Below are 25,555 nucleotides of genomic sequence, written 5' to 3'. Positions count from 1 at the left end.
GTCGCGGATGTCGCGGGTGTTGCTTATCGCGGGGTTCGTGCTCGCGGCCCTCAACCTACGGCCCGCGCTGGCGGGCATCTCCCCGGTGCTGGGAGAGATCATGGACGATCTCGGGCTGAGCGCCGCCGGGGGAGGGGCGATCACCACGGTCATGGTGGTCTGCCTGGGCATCCTGGGCCCGCTCGCCCCCCTGCTCGCCCGGCGCTTCGGCCTGGACCGCACGCTCATGGCCGGGCTGCTCATCCTGGCCGCGGGCGTGACGCTGCGCAGCACGGGAAGCGTCCCCGCGCTCTACGCGGGCGCGGCCGTCGCCGGCACGGCCATCGCCGTGATGAACGTGGCGATGCCCGGCGTGGTCAAGCAGCACTTCCCCTCGCGGGTCGGGCCGTTCACCGCGGTCTACGTCTCCGGCCTGGTGCTGGGCGCCGCCGTGGCGTCCGGTTCCGTGGTCCCGCTTGAGCGGGCCACGGGGCTCGGCTGGCGCGAGGTGACCGCCATGACCGCGATCCCGGCATTGGCGGCGGCCGCGCTCTGGCTGCCCCAGGCGCTGCGCCGCCCCGCCCGCCCGGAGGCCGCGCCCAGGCCGTTCGCCCTGCTGCTCCGCAGCCGGGTGACCTGGTACGTCACCGTCTACATGGGCGTGCAGTCGCTGACCTTCTACATCATGCTGGCCTGGATACCGACGATCTTCAAGGACGCGGGGCTCCCCGCCGACCAGGCCGGATACATGCTCAGCCTCACGAGCCTGGCCCAGGTGGCGGCCACGCTGACCGTCCCGGTGCTCGCGGGACGTGCCCGGTCGCAGGTGCCGTACGTCACCGCCGCGACCGTCCTCACGGTGACCGGATACCTCGGCGTGCTGATCGCCCCCGCGGACCTCCCGTGGCTGTGGATGATCATCCTCGGGGTGGGACAGGGCGCCTCGATCGCGCTGGCCATGCTCATCATCGCGCTCCGCGCGCCCGACCCGGTCTCGGTGACCGCGCTGTCGGCCGTCGCCCAGTCCGCCGGCTACACGCTGGCCGCGCTCGGGCCGTTCCTGATCGGCGTGCTCTACCAGCTCTCGGGCGGCTGGACGCTGCCGCTGCTGGCCGGGCTCGGCGCGTGCGTCGTGCAACTGGGGGCCGGGTTCCTGGCGGGACGCCCGGTCGTGGTGGTCGGCGCCGACGAACCGCGCCCGGCCGAGGACTCGCCCTCCCTGGCCTGACACGCGTTCCGCTCCCTTGTGTTCCCCTCCGAGACCCGTGCCCTTTATGACTTGCTGCCTCCGTGACCCGTTTCCTTTGCGAGTCGTTGTTCCACTGGTCATCTGGGCCTCCTACGGTCCTGAACATGATCCGTAGGCTTCTGGCCGCGGCGCTGGCGGTCCTCGCGACCGGTACCGTCGCCGTTGTGCTGCAACAACCCGAACCCGCGACCGCCGAGCCCCGCGGCCGCGAACCCGTCGTCATCGGCCACCGGGGCGCCAGCGCGCACCGGCCCGAGCACACCCTGCTCGCGTACGAGACCGCGATCGCGCTCGGCGCCGACTACATCGAGCCCGACCTGGTCTCGACGAAGGACCACGTGCTGGTGGCCAGGCACGAGAACGAGATCGGCGGCACCACGGACGTCGAGAACCACCCCGAGTTCGCGGGACGCCGGACGACCAAGACCATCGACGGCGCCTCGATCACCGGCTGGTTCACCGAGGACTTCACGCTCGCCGAGCTGAAGACGCTCAGGGCCGAGGAGCGCATCCCCGACCTGCGTCCGGACAACACCGCCTTCAACGGCCTCGCGGAGATCCCGACCTTCGACGAGGTCGTGGCGCTCGCCAAGCGGAGCGGGGTCGGCGTCTACCCCGAGACCAAGCACCCGAGTTACTTCGACTCCATCGGGCTCTCCCTGGAGGAGCCGCTGCTCGACGTGCTCGGCCGCCACGGCTGGCGCGGGAGCCGGGACCCGGTCTTCATCCAGTCCTTCGAGACCGCCAACCTGCGCGAGCTGAGCAAGAAGACCAGGCTGCCGCTGGTCCAGCTCATCACCGCCACCGGCGCCCCGTACGACTGGATCGCCGCCGGAGACCCGCGCACCTACGACACCATGGTCACCCCCGCGGGGCTCCGCGACGTGGCGAGCTACGCGGACGGCGTCGGCGTCGACACCAGGCGGATCGTGCCCGTCGGCCCCGACGGCCGCCTCCTGCAGCCCACCCCGCTCATCCGGGACGCCCACCGGGCCGGCCTGAAGGTCCACACCTGGACCGTCAGGAACGAGAACGCGCAGCTCCCGGTGGACTTCCGGCTCGGAAACCCGGCGAGCCCGGCCTACCCGCGCGCCACCGGCAACGTGATGGGCTGGCTGGAGAAGCTCTACTCCCTCGGGATCGACGGCGTCTTCGCCGACGACCCGGGCATGGCCAACGCCGTCAGGGAGCGCGTCTTCTAAAACCTCCGGGCACGGCGACCCGCACTGGGGTCTCGCGACGGCGAGACCCCAGTGCCCCTCGTTCGAGGACGGAGTGCCGTCCCTCAGGCGACCTCGACCATCTGCTCGGCGTCGTCCATGGGACGCAGCTCGTCGGCGTAGCTGACCGAGACGCGGCGCATCACGCCGCTGTCGCTGATGGAGTACTGGCCCAGGCGCCACAGCGGCGGCGAGTACGCGTGGATCGAGACGCTGCCGTGCACCGCGCCGGTCAGCCGGTGGATGTGGTCGGGGCCGAAGGAGAAGGACTCGCCCTCCGAGATCACGGTCTCCAGGTGCTCGCCCCCGATGCGGGGGTTGCACTCCAGGAGCGTCCCGGCCACCACGCGGACGGCACCCGAGGAGGTGTCGTGGTCGTGCCAGCCGGTGTCGTCCTCGGGACGCCAGCACAGCAGCCAGACGTCCACGTGGGAGTCGCGGTAGAGGGAGGCGAAGTGGCGCCCGCCCTCCTCGGGGAACTCCACCTGGTCCTTCCACCCGGACGGGTCGGCGGCCAGCTCGTTGACCAGGTCGAGGAGCTCGCGCCGGTCGAGGGCGCGGGCGGGCAGGGCCTCGTAGCTCATGAGGTCTCACCGCCGAACGGCCTGGAGCCCGCGGTGTCCACTCGCCCGGCGTGACCGGCGCGACCGGCGCGGTCGGCGGGCCGGGCGGCTCGTGCGCGCCGCTCGCTCGCGGCTCTTCTCGCCGGGAGCGCACAGCTCTCGCGGCCCTGGTACTGGTTCACTTGCGCGACTCCTTTCCGTTCAGCAGGCGGTTCGGGTTGGTGACCGCGATGGCGTGCCAGGCGGCGTCGCCGAGCGCGGGGTCGGGTGCGGTGGCGTAGGGCTGGTCGGAACCGCTGACCACGATGTCGACGCCCAGCTCGCGGACGATCGCGTCGATGGCGCGCGGACCGTAGGAGGAGGTCTCCAGGAACATGTCGGGATCGACCTGTCCCCGGCCCTCGCCGCCCCGGTTGGCCAGGCGCTCGGAGTGGAGCGGGGCCAGCCCGGCGAGCAGCGAGAAGCAGACCCGCAGGCGGGGGTGACGGGCCCGCCCGAAGGCGGCGAAGGCGTACCACGCCGCGTGCATCTGCTGCACGTACGGCACGACGGCGGGCCACCAGCCGGGGCCCTCGGGCTCGGTGGCGGGGCCGGGGTGCACGAAGAGGGGAAGGTCGCGCTCGGTGAGCACGTCGAGCAGCGGGGTGACCCTGGCCAGGCCCGCGGCGTCGCGCACGGCGGTCGCGGGCAGCTGGAGCCCGGCGAGTCCCGGCCTCACGCCCCGTGCGCCGTCACCCGCGCCGTCGCCGTCCTTCACGTCGTTCCGTACGCCGTCTCGCGCGTCGAGGGTCCTGGCGAGCCTGGCGGGGTCGATCTCGCTGAGGCAGGTCGCCGCCCAGGCGCCGAAGGGCGCGGGCAGGGCGAGGGCGTCCTCGTGGTAGGCGTCGATGATCGGCCAGGCGTCCTCGGGGGGCAGCGACTCGATGCCGAGCGGGCTGGACAGTGACACGAGGGCCAGGTCGAGGCCTACGTTGAGCGCGAGGCGTCCGGCGAGGTCGTGGTCGGCGGGGTCGACCTCGTAGGCGGGCTCGCCGTCCAGGTGGAGGGTCCAGCCGTCGAGCCGGGGCGCGGTCGTGCGGCGTCTGAGGGCCTCCACGAACGCGGGCGTCCACAGATGCTGGTGAACGTCGACGGTCACGGCGGATCTCCTCCTTTCGCACCTTCGAGGTATTCCCTACCTAGAATAGGGGTAAACGCCTTCACCTCGCCACATCCAACAGTGACACGGTTCAGTGAACCGTTTCAGTGAACCGCTTCACCTCGCATTGTGTCAATACCTCCCGCCCCTCTCGACACCCCTGATCGCGTGGGGAGCGCACCCCCGGAGGCCCCGAGGAATAGGCTGGTCCGATGCCCCAGCCACGGAAACGAGCGACCATACGCGAGGTGGCGAAGGCCACCGGCCTGTCGCCCGCCGCCGTCTCGTACGCCCTGCGCGGCATGCAGGTGTCGGAGGAGACCATCGAGCGGGTGCGTCAGGCCGCGGCCGAGCTCGGTTACGAGGCCGACCCCATCGCCCGCGCCCTGGCCAGCGGCCGGACCGGCATGATCGGACTGCTCTGCGGCTCCCTGGAGGACCTCTGGCAGCAGGCGCTGGCCGTCGGCATCGGCCGCGCGCTCAAGGACAACGACCGCTACGCCCTGATCCTGGACGCCGCGGGAGACCCCGCCAGGGAGCACACGCTGGCCAGGCAGCTCCGCGACCAGCGGGTGGACGCGCTGATCGTGCAGCCGGTCGACCCCGCGGCGCCGCTCTGGGCCGATCTGTGCGAGGGGCTGCCGGTGGTGTCCATCGGCGACGCCCTGGCCGGGGCACGCGCCGCGGGCGAGGTCGTCTTCGACAACCGGGCCGGGGTGACCCTCGCCCTGGAGCACCTGCGCGAGCGCGGCCACCGGCGCCTGGCCGTCCTCACCTCGACCAGGGCCAGCACCCCCGACCGGCCCGCCGACGTGCACGTCATGGCCGAGGCCGGGCGGCTGGGCCTGGACATCGACCTGGTCACCGCCTCGCAGTCGCTGGGCCCCGCCACCCGGGTCGCGGGCGAGATGCTCGACGCCGGCCACCGGGCGTTCTTCTGCTTCGCCGACTCGATCGCCTACGGCGTCTACGCGGCCTCGGCCGAGCGGAAGCTGGGCATCCCGTTCGAGGTGTCCGTGATGGGCTACGACGACCATCCCATGTCGGGCCTGCTCACCCCCGGTCTGACCACGGTCAACTGGGACATCGACGGCATCGTCCGCGCGGCCGTCCGCATCGTCGTGGCCGCCGCCGACGGCAACACGCGCCGCCGCCGCATCGTCCAGGCCCCCCAGCTCCGCGAACGCGGCTCGGTGGGCTGACCCGGAAGTCTCAGGAGGCGAGGCCGGGCAGCAGCCCGCGCGCCGCGTCGAGGTCGGCGTCCAGGGGGCGGTCCTCCATCGCCGGATCGAGCGGCAGGTCGCAGGGCAGGCCGCGCTGCCGCAGGGCCCGTAAGGAGGCCACCAGCTCGCACGCCAGGACGATCTCCAGCGGTTCGGCGGCGGCGAGCGCGGAGCGGGCCGCCTGCGGGGTGAAGCTCGCGTGGTCCTCGGTGCCCAGGGAGAGCACCGCGCCGCCCAGGGTGACCGGGGCGGCCAGGTGGCGCAGCTCGGCCAGCGCGGAGTGCGCGACGTACTCGAGGATCATGACCCCGGACAGCCCGGGACGCTCGGCGAGGAAGGGGAGCAGGCCCGTGTGGGCAGGGTCGTTCAGGGTGGAGAGCCTGGCGGCGCTCAGCGTCGCGGTTTGCACGAGCGCGGCCCGCAGGGCGTCGAGGGCCAGCGCGACCCGCGCCGAGTGGAAGTTGCCGTTGTGCCAGGCCCGGCCACCGGCGATCAGCGGGTTCTCGGGAGCCGCGTTCATCTCCTCGGTGATCGTCCGCTCCGCCCGGCCGAGAGCGTCGAGGACGGCCCCGTGGACCTGCGGGAAGGCGCGATAGCCGTACGGGTCCTGGACGCGGCGCGGGCTGGTGGAGCCGACCAGGGCGCGCAGCCCGGCCGCGACCTCGGTCTGCTCGGGGCCGCGCTGCACGACGGGGGACAGCGGTTCGAGCGAGGCCTCGATCGCCTGGAAGGAGCGGGCCGCGACCGCCGTGGTGGCGGACAGGAGGACTCCCAGGCGGTGACAGGCCAGCGCCGCGTCCGCCAGGGTCGCCGCGCCCGAGCTGATGAACGGCAGCGCGTCACCGGAGGCGAGCGCGAACCGGGGTACGGGATCCCCCACCTGCGTCCCCGGCGGGCCGGATCCAGCCCGTTCCCAGGACACGGTCTTTCCGGCGTTCCCGGCGTTTCCGGTGTCCTCGATGTCTCCGGCTCCGGTCCCGCTTCCCGGCGGGGGATTTTCGGTCCGTACGCCCTCGGAGGGCCGGGTCCACGGGAGCTCACCCAGGAGACAGAGCGCGGTGGTGGCCAGGGCGGTGAGGTCGCCGGTGCCGATGGCGCCGTAGGTGCGGATCGGCGGGGTGAGGCCCCGGTTGACGGCGGCGGCGAGGACGGGCAGGAGGGCCGGGTCGACCCCCGAGCCGCCGGCGAGCAACTGGTTGAGGCGGACCACGAGGGTGGCGCGGGCGCGGAATTCCTCGATCTCCGGTCCGGCGCCGCCCGCGTGGCTGCGGAGCAGATCCAGGCCGGTGCCCTCGGCCTCCACGTCCTTGTTGGCGCCCACGCCGGTGGTCCGGCCGTACACGGGCCCGTTGAGCAGGCCGGACATCCGCCATGCCGCCTCCGCACGGCCGGTGGAGCCCAGTGCGATCCCGGAGCCGCGTGCCGCCCGGCCGACCTGCTCGCAGGTCAGGTGGGCGCCGTCAAGGACGACGGTCATCGGCTCAGTCGCCGATGACCGCGTCGAGGATCAGGTCGAGCAGCCAGCTGACCACGCCGATGACGATCGCGCCCCAGAACGCCGCCCAGAAGCCCTCGACGTGGAAGGGCAGCTTGAGCTGCTCGGCGATCCAGCTGGTCAGCAGCAGCAGCCCGGCGTTGACCACCAGGGCGAACAGGCCCAGCGTGAGGATGTAGAAGGCGCAGCCGAGGGTCGCGATGATCGGCTTCAGGACCGCGTTGACGATTCCGAAGACGAGGGCGACGGCGACGAGCGTGCCGATCTCCTTGAACGGGGTCCGCGCGGACACCGTGATGCCGTCCACGAACCGGGTCGCCGCCCACAGGGCGGCTGCTACGACCAGTATTTTGATGATTATTTTCACGTTTCGGCATCCTCGCATGGATGATCGAACGGGCGGTAGGTCCGAGCCCTGAATGTGGATATATACGGATAACAGGGAGCTCGCTGGCCGGCCCGGCACCCGCGGCTCCGATCGCCGCCGGTGAGACGGTCGCCACGATCGCCGGGACGCGAGCCGACCCCGGCTCCCGGGGAGAGTTTCGCATCCGTGACCGTATGCGGTCATGAAAGTGGCCGGATCCTGTCAGGCGCGCCGCTCTCCGGCGGGGAGAACCGGCACCGGATGGGAAAGTCCCAGGTGAGGAGCACGAATCGCCGAGGGGGCCTCATCATGTCCGATGACCGATCGTTCACTGGCCGGCAGGGGAGGCCGCCCGCGGGAACCGGGGCGGAATCCGGAGCCGGAGCCGGCACAGAAACCCGCCCTGTTCCCAAGCCCGGCCCCCCGCCCAAGCCTGGCCCCCCGCCCAAGCCCGGTCCTGTTCCCAAGCCGGGCCCTCCGCCCAAGCCCGGCCCCGAGACCAAGCCTGGAACGGAGAGCAGGTCGGGGGCAGGGGCCAGGCCGGGAGCGGGGACCGGGCCCGCCTCCGATACCAGGCCCGGCGCGGGTGCCGGGCCGGGGAGAGGGGTCACCTCCGAGACCAGGACGCAGGAGCGAGCCGCCGACCGTACGACGCCGGGAGAGGGTCGTATCGTGTCGCGGGAGATCCGGCTCGTGTCGCGCCCCTCGGGCTGGCCGACTCCGGACAACTTCGAGCTGGTGGAGGTCGAGCTGTCCCCTCCCGGCGAGGGGCGGATCCTCGTCCGCAACCTCTTCGTGAGCGTCGACCCGTACATGCGGGGGCGCATGAACGAGGGCAAGTCCTCCTACATCGCGCCCTTCAAGGTCGGCGAGCCTCTCGACGGCGACGCTCTCGGCGAGGTCGTCGAGTCGCACGCGCCCGGCCTCGCGCCCGGGGACATCGTCACCCACAGGTACGGCTGGCGCGATCACGCCGTTCTCGACGCGGAACAGGCCCGCAGGGTCGAGGAGATCCCCGGCGTCCCGCTCACCGCCTACCTCGGCGCGCTGGGCATGACCGGTCTCACCGCGTACGTGGGCCTGCTCGACATCGCCCACTTCGAGGAGGGCGAGGCGGTGTTCGTGTCCGGCGCGGCCGGGGCGGTGGGCAGCATGGCCGGGCAGATCGCCCGGCTGAAGGGCGCCTCGCGCGTGGTGGGCAGCGCCGGATCGCGGGAGAAGGTCACCCACCTGGTCCGCGATCTCGGCTTCGACGCCGCCTTCGACTACCACGACGGCAAGATCCACGAGCAACTCGCCAAGGCGGCCCCCGGAGGGATCGACGTCTACTTCGACAACATCGGCGGCGAGCATCTGGAGGCGGCCATCGAGGAGCTGAGAACGTACGGCAGGGTCGCCATGTGCGGGTCGATCTCCACCTACAACGCCACCGCGCCGGTCCCGGGCCCGAGCAACATCGGCCTGACCGTGGGAAAGCGGCTCACCCTGCGCGGATTCATCGTGTTCGACCACCGGGACCGCATGCCCGGCCTGATCACGGAGGTGGGCGCCTGGCTCCGCGAGGGAAAGATCACTCTCACCGAAACCGTCGTCGACGGCCTGGAGAACGCCCCGCAGGCGTTCATCGACATGCTTCGCGGCGCCAACGTGGGGAAGATGCTGGTCCGGCTGGTGCACTGACGGTGCATACCGTCGATCGCGCATGATAGCCATATTCTCGGGGCAGAAGGGGCGTGAGGGGGTGGGTCTGTTGGAAACGGACGAGCTTGAGTCGCTGTCGGCCCAGGAACTGCATGATCGCGCGGTCCACTACGCCGTGCACCACGGAGACCTCGGCTTCCTGTGGGAGCTGCTCACGTTGATCCCCGCGGCGGAGGCGTCCGCGGGTAACGAGGACCAGACGACCAACGACCTCAGCCGGGTCTCGGCCCTGCTCAGCGACGCGATGGCCTCGGGCCACGGGGAACTGGGCGAGGCGCTGCGGCCGTTCTACATCGAATACCTGTCCAAACATCCGGAGGCCTGAGGCGGGCCCGTTCCCGCCGTGACCCGGGCGTTCCTCCGTCTGTGGGCCTCTGTAGGGTGATCGGCAGATTCAGGGGGAGGAACGCCATGGCACAGGTGAGAGTGGAGCGGACCGAGGACGGGTTCGTGGCGCGCAACGACCGCGGCGCCGAGGTCGCCATGGGCGGCGGCGACGAGCAGGGGGTGTTCACCCCCGTCGAGCTGCTGCTCGTGGCGCTCGGCGGCTGCAACATCGTCACCGTGGAGCCGCTGACGGCCCAGCGTGGCCACCGCATGGTCCGCCTGGCGATGACCGTCCAGTCGGAGAAGGTCGAGGCGGCCAAGCTGGGGCCGATCACCATCACCTACGACGTGGAGCTGCCCGAGGGCGACGAGAAGGCCGCCGAGGTCCTCCGTGCCGTGGCCCACCGCGTCGAGGAGAAGTACTGCACGGTGAGCCAGGCCCTGAGGGACAACATGGAGATCAACCTCGAACTCCCCTGAGGGCGCCCCGGCAATCTGGGGGCATCCCGGGAGCCTGACGGCCCCGGGAGCCTCACGGCTTCGGGAACCTGAGGGCCCGGGAACCTGAAGGCACCTCCGGGAGCCCGCTGAGGCACCCGCCGGGAACCCGGTGGTCACCGCGATCCGGCGGGCCCGGTCGGCCGGCGGGTCTCCGGCCCGTGCCCGAGATCCGTGGCCCGTGCCGCGACCGCGCCGCTCCGCAGGCGACGCGCCCGCGAGTTCAGGCCGGTACGACCGCCCTTTTGATGGTGGTTTTTCGTGCGATCACCGGGGTTGGTGGCGCTTCGGTGATACCGGGTCAAGGTTGGGTGTAGGCGCAAAATCAACCTTTGGATGACGCCCCCGTTACATTTGGCTAGGTAGTGTTGTTGCAGGTCGAGGGGTCTGCGAAGCCCGGGGGGAGCGTTGCAGAGACTTTTCACCGGATAAGAACGCGAGGGGGATCGCGTTCCTGAGCGGAGCCGCCGGAGTCTTGGGGGAGACGATGGCAACGCCCGCGAAGAGACCGGGGCCGGACAGTTGGGGGACTGTCCGGCCCCGAGTCTGTGCGGGGCCGGACGGCGCCCGGACAGACCGGATATTCCAGGCGGCGGACAAGGGCCGAACGGGATCAACCGGGGTGCGAGCGCGCCGAGGCTGCTGCTAGAGTTACCTCCGTTGCAAGCGCCGCTAGCTCAGTTGGTTAGAGCAGCTGACTCTTAATCAGCGGGTCCGGGGTTCGAGTCCCTGGCGGCGCACCCACCGGCTGAAGCCGATGACCTGGGCACCTTCCGCATCGCGGAGGTGCCCTCAGTCATTTCCGGCCCTCACCCGGATTCTCCCGCCGTGCCCGTCCCTCACCTGATCGTTGGTCCTTCGCCGGGTGCAGGTGGCGCAGGACCTGAGCGCGTACGGCGTCGTCGAGCCCGTTGAGCAGGCGGTCGGCGCGGCCGTCGGAGGACGATCCGAGCAGTCTGGCGATGATGGCCGGAGGCATGTAGCCGAGCACGTCGCACGCCCTTTTCACGGGCATCGTCTCGATCAGGCGGATGGCGAGCGGGGTCGCGGCGAGGACACGGACGATGCCGGCCGCGGTCCGGGCGGCGGTACACGCGAGGATCTTCGCGACCTCGCCGGGGGGGATGGCGCCCAGCAGCGCGCCGCCCCGCCCCGGATCGACGTGGCTCAGCGCCTGGCCCGCGCGGGTCGTCCCCATCGCCCGCAGCACCGCGGCGGTCTCCTGGCGCCTGGCCGCCATCACGTTCAGCACGGTGCCGGCGGTTCTCGCCGGGGTCGCGTCGAGGATCGAGGCGACCTTCTCCGCGGACAGCTCCAGCAGGATCGCCCCCGCGACGTCCGGCTCCATCGGCACCAGCATCCGCTGGACGACCTCCGCGGGGAGGCGGGCGAGCAGCCGCGCGGCGGGTGAGGTCGCCATGGCGCCGACGATCCGGGCGGCTTCGGCCGGGGCCAGGACGCCGAGGTCCACGGGTCTCTCCGGCGTGCGCCCCGCGGGCCCGGAGGGGAGCGGCGGGGGCGCGGCCCTGGGCGACGGCGTGGCGGGGGGAACGGGCCGAGGCGAGGGCGCGGGGTCGGGCACGGAAGGAGGCGGCGAGGGGGTGGCTCTGGGACGGTGTGGTGAGGGCGCGGGGTCGGGCCCGGAAGGGGGCGGCGAGGGGGCGGGCCTGGGACGGTGTGGTGAGGGCGCGGGCCCGGAAGGAGGCGGCGAGGGGGCGGGCCTGGGACGGTGTGGCGCGGGGTCGGGGGCGGGCGGTGAGGGCACGGGCCTGGGACGGGGTGGCGAGGGCGCGGGTGGGGGGTCGGCGACGATCGACCTCAGGATGCCCTCCAGTCCCCGCGCGTCCATCCGCCGGTCGGGGGCCCTGCGCAGCAGCCTGACGACCGCGTCGGCCAGCGGCCCCGTACGAGTGAGGCGGGGAGGGTCGTCGAAGGTGATGGCCTTCATGGTGGCCGGCACGTTGCCGCGGAAGAACGGGGAGTATCCCTCCAGGGCGTGGAAGAAGGTCGCCCCCAGGGACCACAGGTCGGCGGGCGGCCCCGGGGGAAGGCCGTTGATCCGTTCCGGCGCCATGTACTCCAGCGTGCCCGCGAAGGCGTTCTGCGAGGTGAGGCGGCTCTCGCCGACGATGTGGGCGATACCGAAGTCGACGAGGAACACCTCACCTCCCTCGCCGACCAGGATGTTGGCGGGCTTCACGTCACGGTGCAGCACGTCGGCCCGGTGCGCGGCGGTCAGCGCGGCCAGCACCCGCCCGCCGATCTCGGCGATCCGGCGCTCGCCGAGGGGGCCGCGCTCGATCAGGTCCTGGAGCGAGCGGCCCCTGACGTAGGCCATGACGATCCAGGAGAGGTCGTCCTCCACGAACATGTCGTAGACCTCGACGATGCCGGGGTGCTTGATCCGCGCCGCGGCCCGCGCCTCGCGCAGCACGCGCCGGCGGCGCACGGACAGGTGCTCTCCGTTCGGGGCCAGGATGAGCTCCTTGAGCGCGACGCGGCGCCCGAGCAACTCGTCCTCGGCCAGCCACACGTTGCCCATCCCACCGCTGCCGATCACGGACAGAAGCCGGTAGCGGCCATTGACCAGGCGGCCGTCCATTCGGGGGGTCACGCAGGGTCAGTCGTCGTCATCGGGGAACAGTTCGATTCTGCCGGGGCGCTCGCCCGCCGGGCCGGTGGAGCCGGATCCACGGAACACCCGGGTGCTCGGCATCGCGCGCAGCATGTCGTCCTCGGCGGAGTAGTGGTCGTTGTCGGAGTTCTGCGGGTCGGTCATGTGCGCGGTCTTCGACGGCCCGGCCGGGGCCTGCACCCTGCGGGTGGAGCGCAACGGGTCCGGCTCCTCCCAGATATCCCATATCGATGCGGAGCCGTCGTCGTGGTCCGGCCGCGCCGCGGAACCCGGGGAGGGAATGGAGGAACCGAACTGGGAGCTGTAACTGTCTCGCGCGTCGCGGAACTCCTGCTTCGCCGCGAGGTTGAGAATCCTCTCGTAGTTGCCCGGCTTCTGCATCAGCTTGACCGCGACCGGCAGGCACTCGATCAGCAGGAACAGCAGGAACAGCAGGAGGTGGGTGGACCTGAGGGTGACATCCTCGCCGGAAACCTCGTTGAGGGCCTGCAGCCGGATCAGCAGCCCGTCGGTGGCCTTGTTCTCCGCGTCGAACGCGTTCTGCAGGTCGCTCTGGCGCCGCACGGCGGCGTCGAGCAGCTCCTGGGTCTTGGGCAGCGCCTGCGTCGCCTGGGCGAGGCGCTCCCTCTTGCTGCTCTCGTCCGTGGCGGTGAGCTCTGACTTGCGCTCCTCGATCTGCCGGTTGAGCAGGTCGACCCGGCTCTTGGCCTTCTCGTAGGTGCTCTTGCTGGCCTGGGCCAGGGGGCCGTTGCCCTTGCGCGGGCACGCCTTCCCGCCGTAGAGCTGGCACTGCCACTCGTCGTAGAGCTTGTCCGCCTGCTTCTGCTGGGCGTCGCGCTCCGCGGTCAGCGACTTGACCTTGGGGTCCTTGGCGGGATCCAGCGGGACGTCGCCCTTCGAAGTGATCACGTTCTGGAGGGCGGCGGTCTCCTTGCGGAGGCGGTTGAGCTCCTGGGCGACGCTGCCCGCGTTCTGCCGCGCGGTGAAGTCGTTGGCGCGTTGCTGCTTGATCTGGACGATCTGCGAGTCGATCTCGGACTTGAAGATCTGCAGCACCAGCGGGGTGGAGATGACGAGGCCGAGCAGCACGGCCATGAGGATCCGCGGCAGGGCCACCCGCCAGCGGCGCGGCCCGTCGGCGTGCATGGTGCTGACCAGCCACCGGTCGAGACTCATGATGGCCAGGCCCCAGACGAGGCTGGCCGGGATGGCGAGGACGAGGGAGACGCCGAGCGCGGAGTTCAGGGCGAACGTCATCGACACGACGGCCAGCACGCTGGTGGTGAGCACCGCTCCGCCGATGCCCTCGAATTTTCCCTGCTCGGTCGGGCAGAGCTTCAAGATTTCCGGGCGGGCGCCGGACAGGGCAATCAGGAGTGTCCTCATCTATTCCCCTTCCGAATGGCGCTCGAACTCGCGGCTATGAACTTTAGATCATGGGCGGGGAGCGTCGCCATGACACGGACACTATTATAATTCCGTAAGGTGTGATTCCTTATACCGCAGGGAAATCAAGTCCGTGGGACATCCCGGAGGTGATCATTGTGGGGCCGGCGCGACGTTGACAAAAGGCGGAAAGGGAATTACACCGCAGGTGTTCGGGAATTCGCCGAGGAGATTCCGGGTGGCGGGCAGAGCCGTCGTGCCGGCAGTGGGTCATGCCTTTCTTTAGACGCGTTACGGAGGCCTTCAGGTGACCGAGCCGGGTGAGGTTCTGCTCCGCAAGGCCCTCGCCGGGGCGGTCGCGGGGCTCGACGAGTCCGGGCGGCTGGCCGTGGTGGAGGTGGCCGTCGACGGGATCACCACCTTCGACCTGCGCCGCGACGACCTGGGCAGGCCGCGCTGCCGGTTCGACCCGGTGATCCCGTGGAGCTCCCTGGTGGGCGAGCGCAGGTGGGACGACACCGGGCGCGACCCCGCGCGGCGTGATCTCACGCGGCAGGACCCCACCGAGGAGGCCGTCATCCGCGCCGCGGGCGTTCACTCCCACGCCGCGCTGATCCTCGTGTGCTCCTTTCCCGACAGCCCGCTGGCCGGGCAGGCGCTCGCCTGGCTGCACGCGGCGTGCCCGGAGGCGATGGTCTTCGTCCAGGCGGACGTGCGGGTCGACGCGCTGCTGCGCGAGGTCGTCCGGAACGACCCGCTGGACCGCCCGTACGAGCTGGTCGTGCTGAAACGGAGCGCGGTGACGGGCGGCCTCGAACTCGCCGCTCACCAGCTGTTCGGCATCGGGGCCAGGCCCGGCGCGGTCACCGAGGTCACCGCCCGCTGCGGGGTGGGTGACGAGAGGGGCACCGCCTTCGCCGTGGTGGCCTGGGGCCGGAGCCCGCTGCTGCTGTCGCTGCAGTCCGCGCACCTCGTCCCCGGCCGTTACGATTTCACGGTCGAGCTGGAGAGGCCGGGCCGGGTCCGTTTCTTCGGCCTGCCGGGCATGGCGGACGACGACCGCAGCTGGGCCGACCTGGTCGCCGCGGTGCCGCGCCGGCTCGACACCCGGACCGGTTCGCAGCACCTGATCTGCGCGGTCGAGATCAGCGGCGCTCCGGGGGAGGTCGCGGAGCGGCTCGGCCGCCTCCGCCAGATGATCGCGAGGATGTCCGCGGGTCCCTCCGCCCCTCTCCGGGTGTCACTGGTCGCCTACGGCGCGCACTCCTACGACCGGAGGGTTCCCGAGGGGGAGGTCGAGGTCGTGGACTGGCTGGTCCCTCCCGGGCACGCCCTCGCCTCGCTGACCCGCCTGGAGGAGCGCGACCCGGCACCGGAGGGCCACCCGCACGGCGCGCAGCTGGAGGACATGCTCGCCGTGGTGGCCGGCCGGGTCGCCGAGGGGGAGGCCGAGCGCACGGTGCTGCTCACGGTCGGCGACCGGTCGCCGCATCCGGCCAGGGTGAACGGGACGATCCTGCCCTGCCCGCACCGGCATGACTGGCACGCGCTGCTGCGCCGGCTCGAACAGCATCCGGGCATGGCGTTCGGAGCGATCTGCGACCGGGACGTCGGGAAGACCGACCCCGTCTGGTCCCGCCTGGGCGCGACGGCGCTGACCTGGCTGAACGCCCTGGACATCCGAGAGTTCGGCGCCGAGCTCGGGCTGGCGGCGCCCCAGGACCAACCGATTCCCTTCCCTCTGATCGAGGTGCCATGACGAACATATGGAGCGGGCAGCGTATGGCTCCCGACGTCGGAGCCGGGCATTCGCTGCCCAACATCGCGATGTGGGGCGCTCCGGGCAGCGGCAAGACCACGCTTCTCGCCGCACTCAACATCGCCCTCCTGCGCCAGGAAGGCGACTGGAGCGTCGTGGGCGCGGACGCCCAGTCCACCAGCTTCCTGACGGAGAAGACCGCGGCGCTGTCGCGGGACAAGGTGTTCCCTCCGGCGACACAGGGCCTGGACAAATACAACTGGTTCCTGGTCGGGCGGTCCGCGCGGCGTGCCCGCTGGTTCCGCAGGTCGAGGGCGGCCCGCGCCCTCAAGATCGGCATCAACCTGCTCGACCCGCCGGGCGGCGCCTTCGGCAACCAGCGAGGGGGGGCCGGCACCTCCCAGCAGGACCTGCTCCACAACCTGGTGCACAGCAGGGGCATCGTCTTCCTCTTCGACCCCATCAGGGAGAACGAGGACGGCGACGCGTTCGAGTACCTCTACGGAGCCCTGGCCCAGCTCGCCGAGCAGGTGATCGCCGGGTCCGAGATGACGGACGGCAGGCTGCCGCACTATCTCGCGGTCTGCATCACCAAGTTCGACGACTTCAAGGTGCTGGAGACGGCGAAGCGGCTGAGGCTGCTGACGACCGACCCCGAGGATCCCTTCGGGTTCCCCCGGGTGGCCAACGAGGACGCGAAGGAGCTGTTCCAGCAGCTGTGCAGGGTATCGGCCAGCGGAAACGCGGATATGGTACTGAATGCTATTGGGCGATTTTTCCGTGAAGACCGAATTAGGTACTTTGTCACCTCGTCGATCGGCTTCTACGTCGGCCCCAGAAACAAACTCTTCGACATGGACGACTATCAGAATCTTGTTCCAACGGTTTCCGAGTCCTCGGACGGTCAGCCGGCCTCCGAGACCAAGTACAACACCGAGCTTCGGATACGCGGTGAAGTGCGTCCCATCAATGTGATGGAGCCGATGCTCTGGCTCGGACAGCGGATTTCCGCGCCGTAGCCGATCAGGAGGACTGGCCGATGAGCACGGTGCAGCTGCCGTTCGAATGGGCGGTGGGAGGAAAGCTCCCCGGCAGCGGTGACGACTACAAGATCCTCGCCTGCAGCCAGGGGCTGCTCAGCCGCTACGACTTCGAGGAGATCAGGACCGTCTACACGATCGGCACTCCGGAGGAGCTGCCCCAGATCATGATCGCGTGGGTGGGCAGCGGTGACGACGCGCATCTGGTTCTGGCCATCCAGAACTGGTCGGACGAGGAAGACAGGCGGCGCCGCAGGATCGCCCGCACCCACTACTTCTGCGTGCCGTACGCCCGCGTCACCCAGCCGCCCCTTCCCGTGTCCTACGAAGACCTCCACCAGGCTCTCGCGGTGTGCCCGCTGCCCACGGACAGGCAGCTCGTCGTCTCCGTTCCCACGCTCGACTCCGACGCGGTGGCGGCCAGGATCGACGGGACGGTCATGTGCACGGCCGCGCTGCTCATGACCGGCCAGCACGTCTGCGTCGTGGGCGGCGAGGCCGTTTCGACGGTCGAGCGCCTGCGATTCATCGACACGGTGGCCGCGCTGCTCCCGTACGGCATGCGCGCGAGGCTGACGGCGTCCACCTGGGCCAGCAGCACCGCCGACCACAAGATCAGGCTCGCGTTCAGCCAGCACGTCCCGGCCAGGACATACCCGATCGCCTGGGGACAGCTGGCGGAGATCCCCCCTCACGAGGAGGACGCGCGCGGCTACCTCACCCTGCTGGCGCGTCACGCCCTGGACGCCGACCTGGTCGCCTGGCTCGCCTCGCGGACCGAACCGCTCACGTTCGGCAAGAACGGCAGGTCCCGCGCGCTGGACCTTCTGCGGGGGTTCAAGCCCTCGCCCGTACTGGCGCTCATGCCCGCGCCCGCCCAGGCGCCCGCCCGGGCGCCCGCCCGGGAGCCGGTGGAAGGGCTGCTGACCGAGTGCGCCGACGCCCTCGAACGCGGGGGGACGGCTGAGATCAGGGACGTCCTCGACAGGCTGGACGGCGTTGTCGCGAGCCGCGGGCTGACGATCTCGGACGACGAGCGGGCCCGCTACCAGAAGATCATCAGGGACCGGCAGCTGCTGTTGCCGAAAGACGGCCTGCCCGAGGAGCTGGAGGCCTTCCTGCACGAGGTGATCCGGATGGCCGGATACGGTCTGGCGGCCACGTCCGCGCAGATGGACGGGGTCACCCAGGAGGTGGCCCCGCCGGCCAGGGCGTCGGCGACGGCGATCGTCCGCAGATCCCCTCCCGATCCGGTCGCCTCCATGAAGACGGCCTACGAGCTGGGCCGGGAGGAGCTGGAGGAGATGCTCAAGCCGCTGCAGACCAGGGAACTGGTCGCGGTGGCCGCGCGGCAGCCCTATGACATGCGCGTGGTGAAGATCGCCTGTGACGAGCTCGTCAGGCGGGGCAACGGCCATGCCGAGGACCCGGAGATCGCCGAGGTCCTGCGCGAGCACCGCTATCTCACCGACGCGATCAGCGCGCTCCATCCGGCCGGGGACCGCGCCCAGTTCGACTGGTCCTGCGACCTGCTGAGGGCGGCCTACGGGCAGGAATTCCACCTCAAGCAGTTCGAGGAGGTCTTCCGCTCACCGGGCGGACGGTCGGCGGTGCTGGTCGCCGCCGCGGTGTCCCTGTTCGGCGCGGGCGCGGGGGAGGCCCTGAAGAAGTCCGTCATCAATCTCGTGCGCGACTCGGGGCTCGACCGCAAGATCTTCGAGGAGGTCGAGAGGCGGCTGCTCGAATCCGAGTCCGGCGTGAGCCATCTGACCGCCGCCGCTCCGCCGCGGAAGAGGTGGTTCGGACGCGGGCGCCGGGGCAGCGGGGCCAAACCCCTCGTCCCGCCCTTCACCCTGTACGTCGTGATCATCGTGCTCGCGATCATCGCGCTGGTGGAGTTCTTCATGCTCATCCCGGTCCCGGGTTCCTGAGTGGGAGGCCGGCCATGCCGATAACCGTCGAGTGGGCGTTGTGGGGCATGTCCCCGGGGAGCAAGGGCCTGCCCGAGGTCCTGTCCTGCAGCCAGGGACGGATCGGCGCCTCGGGCTTCTCCAAGCTTGTCGAGCGGTACGCGATGACGACCCCCAGGGAGCTTCCCCAGGTGACGATCGCCAGGGCGGGCGCCGACGGGGACGCGCACCTCTTCCTGGCCGTCCAGGAGTGGTCCGGCACGTTCGACGGGCTGGGCCGGAGGATAGCGGTCACCCGCTGCTTCTGTGTCCCCTACGCGCAGGCCGCCCTCGGCCCCGTCTCCTACGAGGGGCTCTATCAGGCGCTGGAGAACAAGAGGCTGCCACCCGACGGCGCCCCGCTCGTCGTCACCCCACCGGCACTGGACGCCGAGGCCACCGCCGAGGCCGTGGATCAGACCGTCACGGGCGCGGCGGCCCTTCTGCTCACCGATGGACGGGTCTGCGTCGTCGAAGGCGGCCGGGCGTCGCTGCTCGACCGGCTCCGGTTCCTGGACACGGTGGTCGCGCTGCTCCCGTACGGCTTCAGGACCAAGCTGATCGCCTCGACGTGGGCTCCTCTCACGGCCACGCACCGCAGCAGGCTGTTCTTCGCCGACCACCCGTCGGAGGACGTGTTCAACATCACCTGGAGGCAGGAGGTGAACGTTCCCGCGAGCCACGCCGTCGCCCACCGCTATCACGAGATGCTGACGAGCAGGATGGAGGACGGACTCGCCGGACTGATCAGGCGATTCGCCCGGGAGACCGAGCAGAGGAAGTTCTCCACGGAGACCCTGGCGGCCGTCCTTCCGATCGCCGAGTCCGGCGGGGAGTCCTCCCACATGTCGATCGACGACCTGTTGATCGCCTGCGCCGACAGCCTCGAGTACGGGCAGGCCGGCCTGATCCCCGGCCACCTGGCCCGGCTCGACGCGCTGCGGGATTCGGCCGCCGTGAACGGCAGCGCGCGTCGCCGGCGCAACATCGTCAGTGACCGCCGCCTCCTGTCCCCGAGTCCCGCCCTGGTCCCGGCGGTTCAGGAGCATCTCTACGATCTGGTGCTGAGCGTGGCCTACGGGCCCCGGCTCACCGTCGACGGGCTCGACCAGATCCTTGAGGACGTGGACCCGATTCCCGCACGGCTGCTGACCGCGCTGTCCCGGATGCCGGCGGCCGATCCGACCGTCACGTTGAGGATCGCCGACCGCCTCGACCCGCACCGCTCCGCGCCGGCCCTCGCGTCGCTGTCCGTCGAGAAACTGGTCGAGGCGGGGGAGCGGGAGCCGATCGACACGTCCGTCGTGCGGCTGGTGTGCTCGGAGCTCGCGGCCCGCTGGGCCGACCCCTTCCAGCGGGCCGGTATCGGCGCGGCGTTGCGGGGCCGGGCACGGCTCATGACCGCCGTCGAGCGGCTCGACGGGACCGACGCGGACAGCCAGTTCGAGAGGTGCCTCGTCCTGCTGGTGGCCGACTACGGCCCGTCCCTCGACTCCGACGAGCTGCGGGAGGCTTTCACCTCTCACGCCGAGGTGTTGTCGGTGCCGCTGCTCGCCGCGCTCGCACTGCTGTGTGACGCCCCCGCCCACCGGCTGCTCACGCAGCTCGTCTTCCGCAAGCTCCTCGACCAGGGGGGCATCACGGCGAAGACCTTCGAGAAGTTCCAGGCCGAACACGACACCCCGGAGCCCTCCGGCCCTTCGTGGACGGGCGTTTCCGGGCCGGAGAAGCCCGACGCCGACTTCTCACTCCTGCGCCGCCTCGGGTTCACGTACCGCAAACGCGCGTAGGGCCTGTTCGAGGTTCCCCCGAGGGGGAGCCCGGCCGGATGGTCGGATCACGGATCTCCGTGAGGATCGAGGGCCGTGATCCGATACCCCACCCCGGGCGTGGTGGTGATGGCCGAGGGTTCGCCGAGTTTGCGGCGGAGGCGGCCGATGGTGACCGTGACGGTGTTGGTCAGGGGGTTCGCGTGCTCGTCCCACACCTGTTCGAGCAGGTCCTCGGCGCTGAGGAAGGCGGGGGCGGAGCGGAGGAGGGCTTCGAGGAGGGCGAACTCCTTGACCGACAGGTCCAGGTGACGGCCGTCGCGGGTGGCGGTGCGGCGCAGCGGGTCGAGCTCGATGCCGGCCGCGCGCAGCGTGCGGGGCCGGGCGGAGGGCCGGCGGCGGGCCAGGGAGCGGATGCGCAGCACCAGTTCCGGGAAGTGGAAGGGCTTGGTCAGGTAGTCGTCGGCCCCCAGGGTCAGGCCCGCGACCCGGTCGACGGGCGAGTCGGCGGCGGTCAGCATCAGGACCATGACGCGGTCGTCGCGCTCGGTGATCATCTGGCAGAGCGCGTCGCCGTGGATGCCCGGCAGGTCGCGGTCAAGGACGACCACGTCGTAGGCGTTGAGGTCGAGTTTGGCGGCGGCCTCCAGGCCGTCGTACGCCACGTCCGTGGCCATGCCCTGATCACTCAGACCTTCGACGAGTACGTCGGCGAGGGAGCGGGCGTCCTCGACCACGAGCACCCTCATGCCGGAACCTTCGCCGGAGCGGCCGCCAGGGGCAGCGAGATGGCGACTCGCAGGCCGCCTTCCGGCCGTGCCCGCAGGTCGAGGGCGCCGCCGTGCGCGGCGGCGATGGCCGCGACGATCGACAGGCCGAGCCCGGAGCCGTCGCCGGAGCGGGTGCGGTCGGCGCCGAGCCGCTGGAAGGGCTGGGCCAGCCGATCGACCTGCCCCTGGTCGAGAACGCGCCCTCCGGTCTCGACGGAGAGCCGGGCCGTCGTGCCGTCGGTGGTGGTGGCGAGGCGGATCCAGCCGCCCTGGTGGTTGTGGGTGATGGCGTTGTCGACGACGTTGTCGATCATGCGGGTGAGGAGGGTCCTGTTTCCCCGCGTCCACGCGCTGTCGTCGGCGCTCAGGGCGTGAACGGAGGTCAGGCCCTTGGCGGCGATGTCGGCGGTCCTGGCGTCCAGGGCGGCGGTCGCGAGACGGCCGAGTGACAGCGTCGTATGGTCGGCCGGGGCGCCGTGCTGGGTGCGGGCGAGCATGAGGAAGCCCTCAAGGAGCCGGTCGATCTGGTCGAGCTCGGTGCGGAGCCGGTCGGCCAGCGCGACGGTCTGCGCCGGTACGGGCTCCGGCTTGGCCAGGGCCACGTCCAGGGACGCGCGCATGGTGGCCAGCGGGGTGCGGAGCTCGTGGGAGGCGTTGGCCACGAACCGGCGCTGTGCGGCGAACGAGCCCTCCAGCCGTTCCAGCAGCTCGTCGATGGTGTCGGCGAGATCCTTGACCTCGTCGGCCGGGCCCCGCGCGGCCAGCCGCTCGTGCAGGTTGTCGGCGGAGATCCGCCGGGTGGCGGTAGTGATCATCCGCAGCGGGCGCAGCACCCGGCCCGCGACGACCCGGCCCAGCACGACCGACACCACCCCCATGACCGCGAGGGCCACCACCGAGCCGATCAGGAGCTGGCGCGACTGGGCCGCGTGCGTGTCCGAAAGCTGGGCCTGGAGCCATGCGATGCGCTCGGAGGCGGCGGCGAGCGTGGCGGGCTCGACCTGCGGAGTCCCGGGGGGCACGGGCCGGGTGACCCGCGCCCCTCCGAGCCCCACGAGGTTGGTGATGACCAGCAGGCCGACGCCGGACAGCAGGAACATGACGCCGTACAGAACGGTGAAGCGCAGTCGTACGGTACGTGCCCGGCGTCGCCACTTTCTCATGGGGTCCAGGATGCCGTGCCGGGCCTAACAGCGGTATGACAGCCTCCGTTCGGCCGGTGTTAGCGCCTTCTCCGTACAAACGGACGCATGCAAGCAACCATCGAAGTGTCCGGGCTGCGCAAGCGGTTCGGCCGGACCCTGGCACTGGACGGCATGTCCTTCACCGTCCAGCCGGGACGGGTCACCGGGTTCGTCGGGCCCAACGGCGCGGGAAAGTCCACCACCATGCGGGTGATCCTCGGCCTGGACGCGGCCGACGAGGGCCACGCGCTGGTCGGCGGGCGGCCCTACACCAGCCTGCGCGACCCCCTGCGCCACGTCGGCGCGCTGCTGGACGCCTCCGCGCTGCAGCCCGGCCGCAGCGCGCGCAACCATCTGCTGTGGCTGGCCCACTCCCAGGGGCTGGGCGGCGGGCGGGTGGACGAGGTGCTGGAGCAGGTCGGGCTGACCTCGGCCGCCCGGCGCAAGGCGGGCGGCTTCTCGCTGGGCATGTGCCAACGGCTCGGGATCGCCGCGGCGCTGCTCGGCGACCCGCCGATGCTCATGCTGGACGAACCGGTCAACGGCCTCGACCCCGAAGGCATCGTGTGGATCCGCGGTTTCCTGCGCTCGCTGGCCGCCGAAGGACGCGCCGTGCTGATCTCCAGTCACCTCATGAGCGAGCTGCAGGACACCGCCGACCATCTCGTGGTGGTCGGCCGCGGCCGGGTCATCACCGACACCAGCGTGGCCGGCCTGATCGCCGCCACCTCCAAGGGCCGCGTCACGCTGCGCACGACGGCACGCGAGCACGCGATGTCGGCGCTGGCCCACGCGGGCGCCGACGTGACCGCCGCCGGACACGACACGCTCGTCGTCTCCGGATTGCCGGCCGAGCGGATCGTGGCACTGCTCAACGCCGGCGCGGTGCCGTTCTCCGAGGTCACCGCCCACCGCGCGACGCTGGAGGAGGCGTACCTGGGGCTCACCAGGGACGCCGTCGAGTTCCGGGGGGCGGCGCGATGACCACCGCCGTGAACCGCTCAGGACAGGGCGGCCCGGCCCGGCTGCTGCGTGCCGAGTGGACCAAGTTCAGGACCGTCCGCGGCTGGGTGATCACCATGATCGCGGGAGCGCTGGTCATCGTGCTGCTCGGCCTGCTGTCCGCCTCGGGCAGCCATACCTCCTGCGACAGCGGCCCCACCGAGACCGCCTGTCCCGCGGTTCCCGTGGGGCCGGGCGGCGAGGCGGTGGAGGACAAGTTCTACTTCGTGCATCGGACGCTGGCCGGCAACGGCGGCATCACCGCCCGGGTGACCTCCATGACCGGCCAGATCCGCAAGCCCGACGTCACCCCGGGGGTCAGGAACGTCGTTCCCGGAGTCGTGCCGTGGGCCAAGGCCGGAGTCATGGTCAAGAACGGCACCGGGCGGGGTTCGGCCTACGCGGCGGTGATGATCACCGGCGCGCACGGGGTGCGGATGCAGCACGACTTCACCAACGACGTCGCCGGCCGTCCGGGAGGCGTGTCGAAGGACTCCCCGCGCTGGCTGCGACTGACCCGCTCCGGCGACACCCTCACCGGATACGAGTCCGCCGACGGCGCCGACTGGGCCGAGGTCGGCACCGCCCGCCTGCCGGGACTGCCGGCCACGGTCGAGATCGGGCTGTTCGTCACCTCCCCCGGCGACCTGACGGTCACGCGGGGAGATCTCGGCGGGTCCATCTCGGCGGCGCGCTTCACCGAGGCCACCGCCGTCTTCGACCGGGTCGGCCTGGAGGGCGAGACGCCCGGCGGCGCGTGGCGCGACGACGACATAGGCGTCACGAAGGCGCCCGACGGGTCGTCCCACCACCCGGGCCGCGCGAGCGTGTCCGGCGGCACGTTCAGCGTCACCGGGGTCGGCGACATCGCCCCGTCCATCGAGGGCCAGCCCGTCGAGCGCACCCTCACGGGCGTGTTGACCGGGCTGATCGTGGTGATCGTAGTGGCGGTGATGTTCGTCACCGCCGAATACCGGCGCGGGCTCATCCACACCACCCTGACCGCCATCCCGCACCGCGGCCGGATGCTGGTGGCCAAGGCCCTCACGATCGGCACGGTCACCTTCGCCGCCGGGCTCGCCGCCACCTCGATCACGCTCACCTTCGGTACCCGGATCCTGCGCGCCAACGGCAACGTCGTCCTTCCGGTGTCCTGGCTCACCGAGGTGCGGGTCGTCGTCGGCACGGCGGCACTGCTCGCCGTCGCCGCCGTGCTGGCCCTCGCCATCGGCGCCCTGTTCCGGCGCAGCGTCGGGGCGGTCGTCACCGCCATCGTGCTGATCGTGGTCCCGTACGTCCTCGCGACCACCTCCGTCCTGCCCGACACCGCGGCGCGGTGGCTGCTGCGCGTCACCCCGGCCGCGGGTTTCGCGATCCAGCAGAGCATCCCGGAGTACGCCCACGTGCCCGGTCACTACGCGCCCATCGCCGGCTTCTACCCGCTGGCGCCGTGGGCGGGCTTCGCCGTGTCGGCCGGCTACGCCGCGCTCGCCCTCGGCCTGGCCGTCGTGCAACTGCGCCGGAGGGACGCATGAGACGGCACGTGCACGCGGAATGGACGAAACTCCGCACGCTGCCGGGAACCGGCCGGCTCCTGCTCGCCCTCGTCGCGCTGACCGTCGCCGTGAGCGTCGCGGCGGCCGCCGTCGTGTCCTGCACCTCGGCCGGTTGCGGCTACGACCCCGCCAGGATCAGCCTCTTCGGGATCCAGGCTGGCCAGGCGGTCGTCGCCGTTCTGGTCGTACCGGCTGTCAGCGGCGAGTTCGGCACCGGCATGATCCGCACCACCCTGGCGGCGATGCCGGGGCGGATCGGCGTTCTGGCCGCCAAGGCCGTCGTCCTCACCGGGCTGACGCTGGCAGCGGGGAGCGTCGCCGTGCTCGCGTCCGTGGCGGCCGGGTGGCGCATCCTGCGCGGCAACGGCTTCGCCTCTGAGCTGCCGGCCCTCACCGGCGAGCCGATGCTGCGCGCCGCCTTCGGCTCGGTCCTCTATCTCGCGCTGATCGCCCTGTTCAGCCTGGGCGTCGCCACCGCCGTACGGGACTCCGCGACCGCCATCGGCGTCGTTCTCGGTCTGCTCTATCTCTTCCCGGCCATCATCCTCGTCGTCCCCGACGCGGACGTCGCCGAGTTCCTGTGGAAGATCTCACCGATGAACGCCGGGCTCGCCGTCCAGGCGACGACCTCCCTGTCCGGCCTGCCCCTGCACCCATGGGCCGGCCTGGGCGTGCTGGCCGCGTGGGCCGCCGCGGCACTCCTGGGCGGCGGGCTGCTGTTCCGGGCACGCGATGCCTGAGGAGG

21 protein-coding genes and 1 tRNA gene are annotated in these 25,555 nt (G+C 71.4%); 14 read left to right on the top strand and 8 right to left on the bottom strand.

The annotated features are described in order from the left end of the window. The first annotated feature begins 7 nt into the window (after nucleotides 1-7). Entirely contained in the window at nucleotides 8-1,207 is a 1,200-nt protein-coding gene (locus tag ACSDR0_RS20540; RefSeq protein WP_435290457.1) for a CynX/NimT family MFS transporter, read from the top strand. 125 nt (nucleotides 1,208-1,332) lie between these two features. After that, nucleotides 1,333-2,430 carry a glycerophosphodiester phosphodiesterase gene (locus tag ACSDR0_RS20535; protein WP_435290456.1) on the top strand — a complete coding sequence of 366 codons (1,098 nt, stop codon included), beginning with the start codon at nucleotides 1,333-1,335 and terminating at the stop codon, nucleotides 2,428-2,430. Between the two features lie 83 nt (nucleotides 2,431-2,513). On the opposite strand, the gene ACSDR0_RS20530 is transcribed toward ACSDR0_RS20535, so the two are convergent. Together ACSDR0_RS20530 and ACSDR0_RS20525 are read right to left on the bottom strand one after the other, a co-directional pair. Then, nucleotides 2,514-3,032 carry a cysteine dioxygenase gene (locus ACSDR0_RS20530; protein WP_435290455.1) on the bottom strand — a complete coding sequence of 173 codons (519 nt, stop codon included), beginning with the start codon at nucleotides 3,030-3,032 and terminating at the stop codon, nucleotides 2,514-2,516. Nucleotides 3,033-3,189: 157 nt separating this feature from the next. After that, nucleotides 3,190-4,149, bottom strand: coding sequence for an amidohydrolase (locus ACSDR0_RS20525; protein ID WP_435290454.1), 960 nt, complete (start codon nucleotides 4,147-4,149; stop codon nucleotides 3,190-3,192). A gap of 248 nt (nucleotides 4,150-4,397) precedes the next feature. On the opposite strand from ACSDR0_RS20525, the gene ACSDR0_RS20520 reads away from it, so the two are divergent. Beyond that, entirely contained in the window at nucleotides 4,398-5,351 is a 954-nt protein-coding gene (locus tag ACSDR0_RS20520) for a LacI family DNA-binding transcriptional regulator (RefSeq protein ID WP_435290453.1), read from the top strand. Between the two features lie 10 nt (nucleotides 5,352-5,361). Here ACSDR0_RS20520 and ACSDR0_RS20515 read toward each other — a convergent pair whose 3' ends face one another. Both ACSDR0_RS20515 and ACSDR0_RS20510 read right to left on the bottom strand, forming a co-directional pair. After that, a complete protein-coding gene (locus ACSDR0_RS20515; RefSeq protein WP_435290452.1) occupies nucleotides 5,362-6,849 on the bottom strand; it encodes an aromatic amino acid lyase in 1,488 nt (495 codons plus the stop codon). Nucleotides 6,850-6,853: 4 nt separating this feature from the next. Beyond that, complete coding sequence (locus ACSDR0_RS20510) at nucleotides 6,854-7,234, bottom strand: phage holin family protein (RefSeq protein ID WP_435290451.1); 381 nt, start codon at nucleotides 7,232-7,234, stop codon at nucleotides 6,854-6,856. A gap of 669 nt (nucleotides 7,235-7,903) precedes the next feature. On the opposite strand from ACSDR0_RS20510, the gene ACSDR0_RS20505 reads away from it, so the two are divergent. The 4 genes from ACSDR0_RS20505 to ACSDR0_RS20490 all read left to right on the top strand — a co-directional run bounded on the left by ACSDR0_RS20505 (nucleotide 7,904) and on the right by ACSDR0_RS20490 (nucleotide 10,500). Next, nucleotides 7,904-8,914 (top strand): NADP-dependent oxidoreductase, encoded by a 1,011-nt coding sequence (locus ACSDR0_RS20505; RefSeq protein WP_435290502.1) that lies wholly within the window; start codon nucleotides 7,904-7,906, stop codon nucleotides 8,912-8,914. A gap of 61 nt (nucleotides 8,915-8,975) precedes the next feature. Then, entirely contained in the window at nucleotides 8,976-9,260 is a 285-nt protein-coding gene (locus tag ACSDR0_RS20500; RefSeq protein WP_329085017.1) for a hypothetical protein, read from the top strand. Nucleotides 9,261-9,346: 86 nt separating this feature from the next. Continuing rightward, nucleotides 9,347-9,742 (top strand): OsmC family protein, encoded by a 396-nt coding sequence (locus ACSDR0_RS20495; protein ID WP_435290450.1) that lies wholly within the window; start codon nucleotides 9,347-9,349, stop codon nucleotides 9,740-9,742. Nucleotides 9,743-10,426: 684 nt separating this feature from the next. Then, nucleotides 10,427-10,500, top strand: a tRNA-Lys gene (locus tag ACSDR0_RS20490). 56 nt (nucleotides 10,501-10,556) lie between these two features. On the opposite strand, the gene ACSDR0_RS20485 is transcribed toward ACSDR0_RS20490, so the two are convergent. Both ACSDR0_RS20485 and ACSDR0_RS20480 read right to left on the bottom strand, forming a co-directional pair. After that, nucleotides 10,557-12,374, bottom strand: coding sequence for a protein kinase domain-containing protein (locus ACSDR0_RS20485; RefSeq protein WP_435290449.1), 1,818 nt, complete (start codon nucleotides 12,372-12,374; stop codon nucleotides 10,557-10,559). 6 nt (nucleotides 12,375-12,380) lie between these two features. Then, complete coding sequence (locus ACSDR0_RS20480) at nucleotides 12,381-13,781, bottom strand: DUF4407 domain-containing protein (RefSeq protein ID WP_435290448.1); 1,401 nt, start codon at nucleotides 13,779-13,781, stop codon at nucleotides 12,381-12,383. 307 nt (nucleotides 13,782-14,088) lie between these two features. Here ACSDR0_RS20480 and ACSDR0_RS20475 point away from each other — a divergent pair, with 307 nt between their 5' ends. From ACSDR0_RS20475 to ACSDR0_RS20460, 4 genes are read left to right on the top strand one after another with little or no spacing between them, the layout of a single operon-like run. Next, on the top strand, nucleotides 14,089-15,540 hold the full coding sequence (locus ACSDR0_RS20475; RefSeq protein WP_435290447.1) for a hypothetical protein: 1,452 nt from the start codon (nucleotides 14,089-14,091) through the stop codon (nucleotides 15,538-15,540). A 23-nt stretch (nucleotides 15,541-15,563) separates the two neighbouring features. After that, a complete protein-coding gene (locus tag ACSDR0_RS20470) occupies nucleotides 15,564-16,559 on the top strand; it encodes a hypothetical protein (RefSeq protein WP_435290446.1) in 996 nt (331 codons plus the stop codon). Between the two features lie 20 nt (nucleotides 16,560-16,579). Next, complete coding sequence (locus tag ACSDR0_RS20465; RefSeq protein ID WP_435290445.1) at nucleotides 16,580-18,511, top strand: hypothetical protein; 1,932 nt, start codon at nucleotides 16,580-16,582, stop codon at nucleotides 18,509-18,511. Between the two features lie 14 nt (nucleotides 18,512-18,525). Beyond that, complete coding sequence (locus ACSDR0_RS20460; protein ID WP_435290444.1) at nucleotides 18,526-20,319, top strand: hypothetical protein; 1,794 nt, start codon at nucleotides 18,526-18,528, stop codon at nucleotides 20,317-20,319. 47 nt (nucleotides 20,320-20,366) lie between these two features. Here the strand turns inward: ACSDR0_RS20460 and ACSDR0_RS20455 are convergent, their stop codons facing one another. Together ACSDR0_RS20455 and ACSDR0_RS20450 are read right to left on the bottom strand one after the other, a co-directional pair. Continuing rightward, entirely contained in the window at nucleotides 20,367-21,047 is a 681-nt protein-coding gene (locus ACSDR0_RS20455) for a response regulator transcription factor (RefSeq protein ID WP_435290443.1), read from the bottom strand. Beyond that, the gene (locus ACSDR0_RS20450) at nucleotides 21,044-22,231 is read right to left on the bottom strand and encodes a sensor histidine kinase (RefSeq protein WP_435290442.1); all 1,188 of its coding nucleotides are present in this window, start codon (nucleotides 22,229-22,231) and stop codon (nucleotides 21,044-21,046) included. Before ACSDR0_RS20450 ends, ACSDR0_RS20455 begins: the two co-directional genes overlap by 4 nt. Nucleotides 22,232-22,318: 87 nt before the next feature. On the opposite strand from ACSDR0_RS20450, the gene ACSDR0_RS20445 reads away from it, so the two are divergent. The 3 genes from ACSDR0_RS20445 to ACSDR0_RS20435 are packed head-to-tail and all read left to right on the top strand — an operon-like array spanning nucleotide 22,319 to nucleotide 25,550. Then, on the top strand, nucleotides 22,319-23,236 hold the full coding sequence (locus ACSDR0_RS20445; RefSeq protein ID WP_435290441.1) for an ATP-binding cassette domain-containing protein: 918 nt from the start codon (nucleotides 22,319-22,321) through the stop codon (nucleotides 23,234-23,236). Beyond that, nucleotides 23,233-24,789, top strand: coding sequence for a hypothetical protein (locus ACSDR0_RS20440; protein WP_435290440.1), 1,557 nt, complete (start codon nucleotides 23,233-23,235; stop codon nucleotides 24,787-24,789). Before ACSDR0_RS20445 ends, ACSDR0_RS20440 begins: the two co-directional genes overlap by 4 nt. Continuing rightward, nucleotides 24,786-25,550, top strand: a complete 765-nt coding sequence (locus ACSDR0_RS20435; RefSeq protein ID WP_435290439.1) for an ABC transporter permease — start codon at nucleotides 24,786-24,788, stop codon at nucleotides 25,548-25,550. The genes ACSDR0_RS20440 and ACSDR0_RS20435 overlap by 4 nt, the downstream gene beginning before the upstream one ends. The last annotated feature ends 5 nt before the right edge of the window (nucleotides 25,551-25,555 follow it).

It is taken from the genome of Streptosporangium sp. G11 (genome assembly GCF_051192615.1).
Classification (GTDB): Bacteria; Actinomycetota; Actinomycetes; order Streptosporangiales; family Streptosporangiaceae; genus Streptosporangium.
Note: the sequence above shows the minus strand (reverse complement) of the source record. Positions and strands in the feature narration are given on the sequence as shown.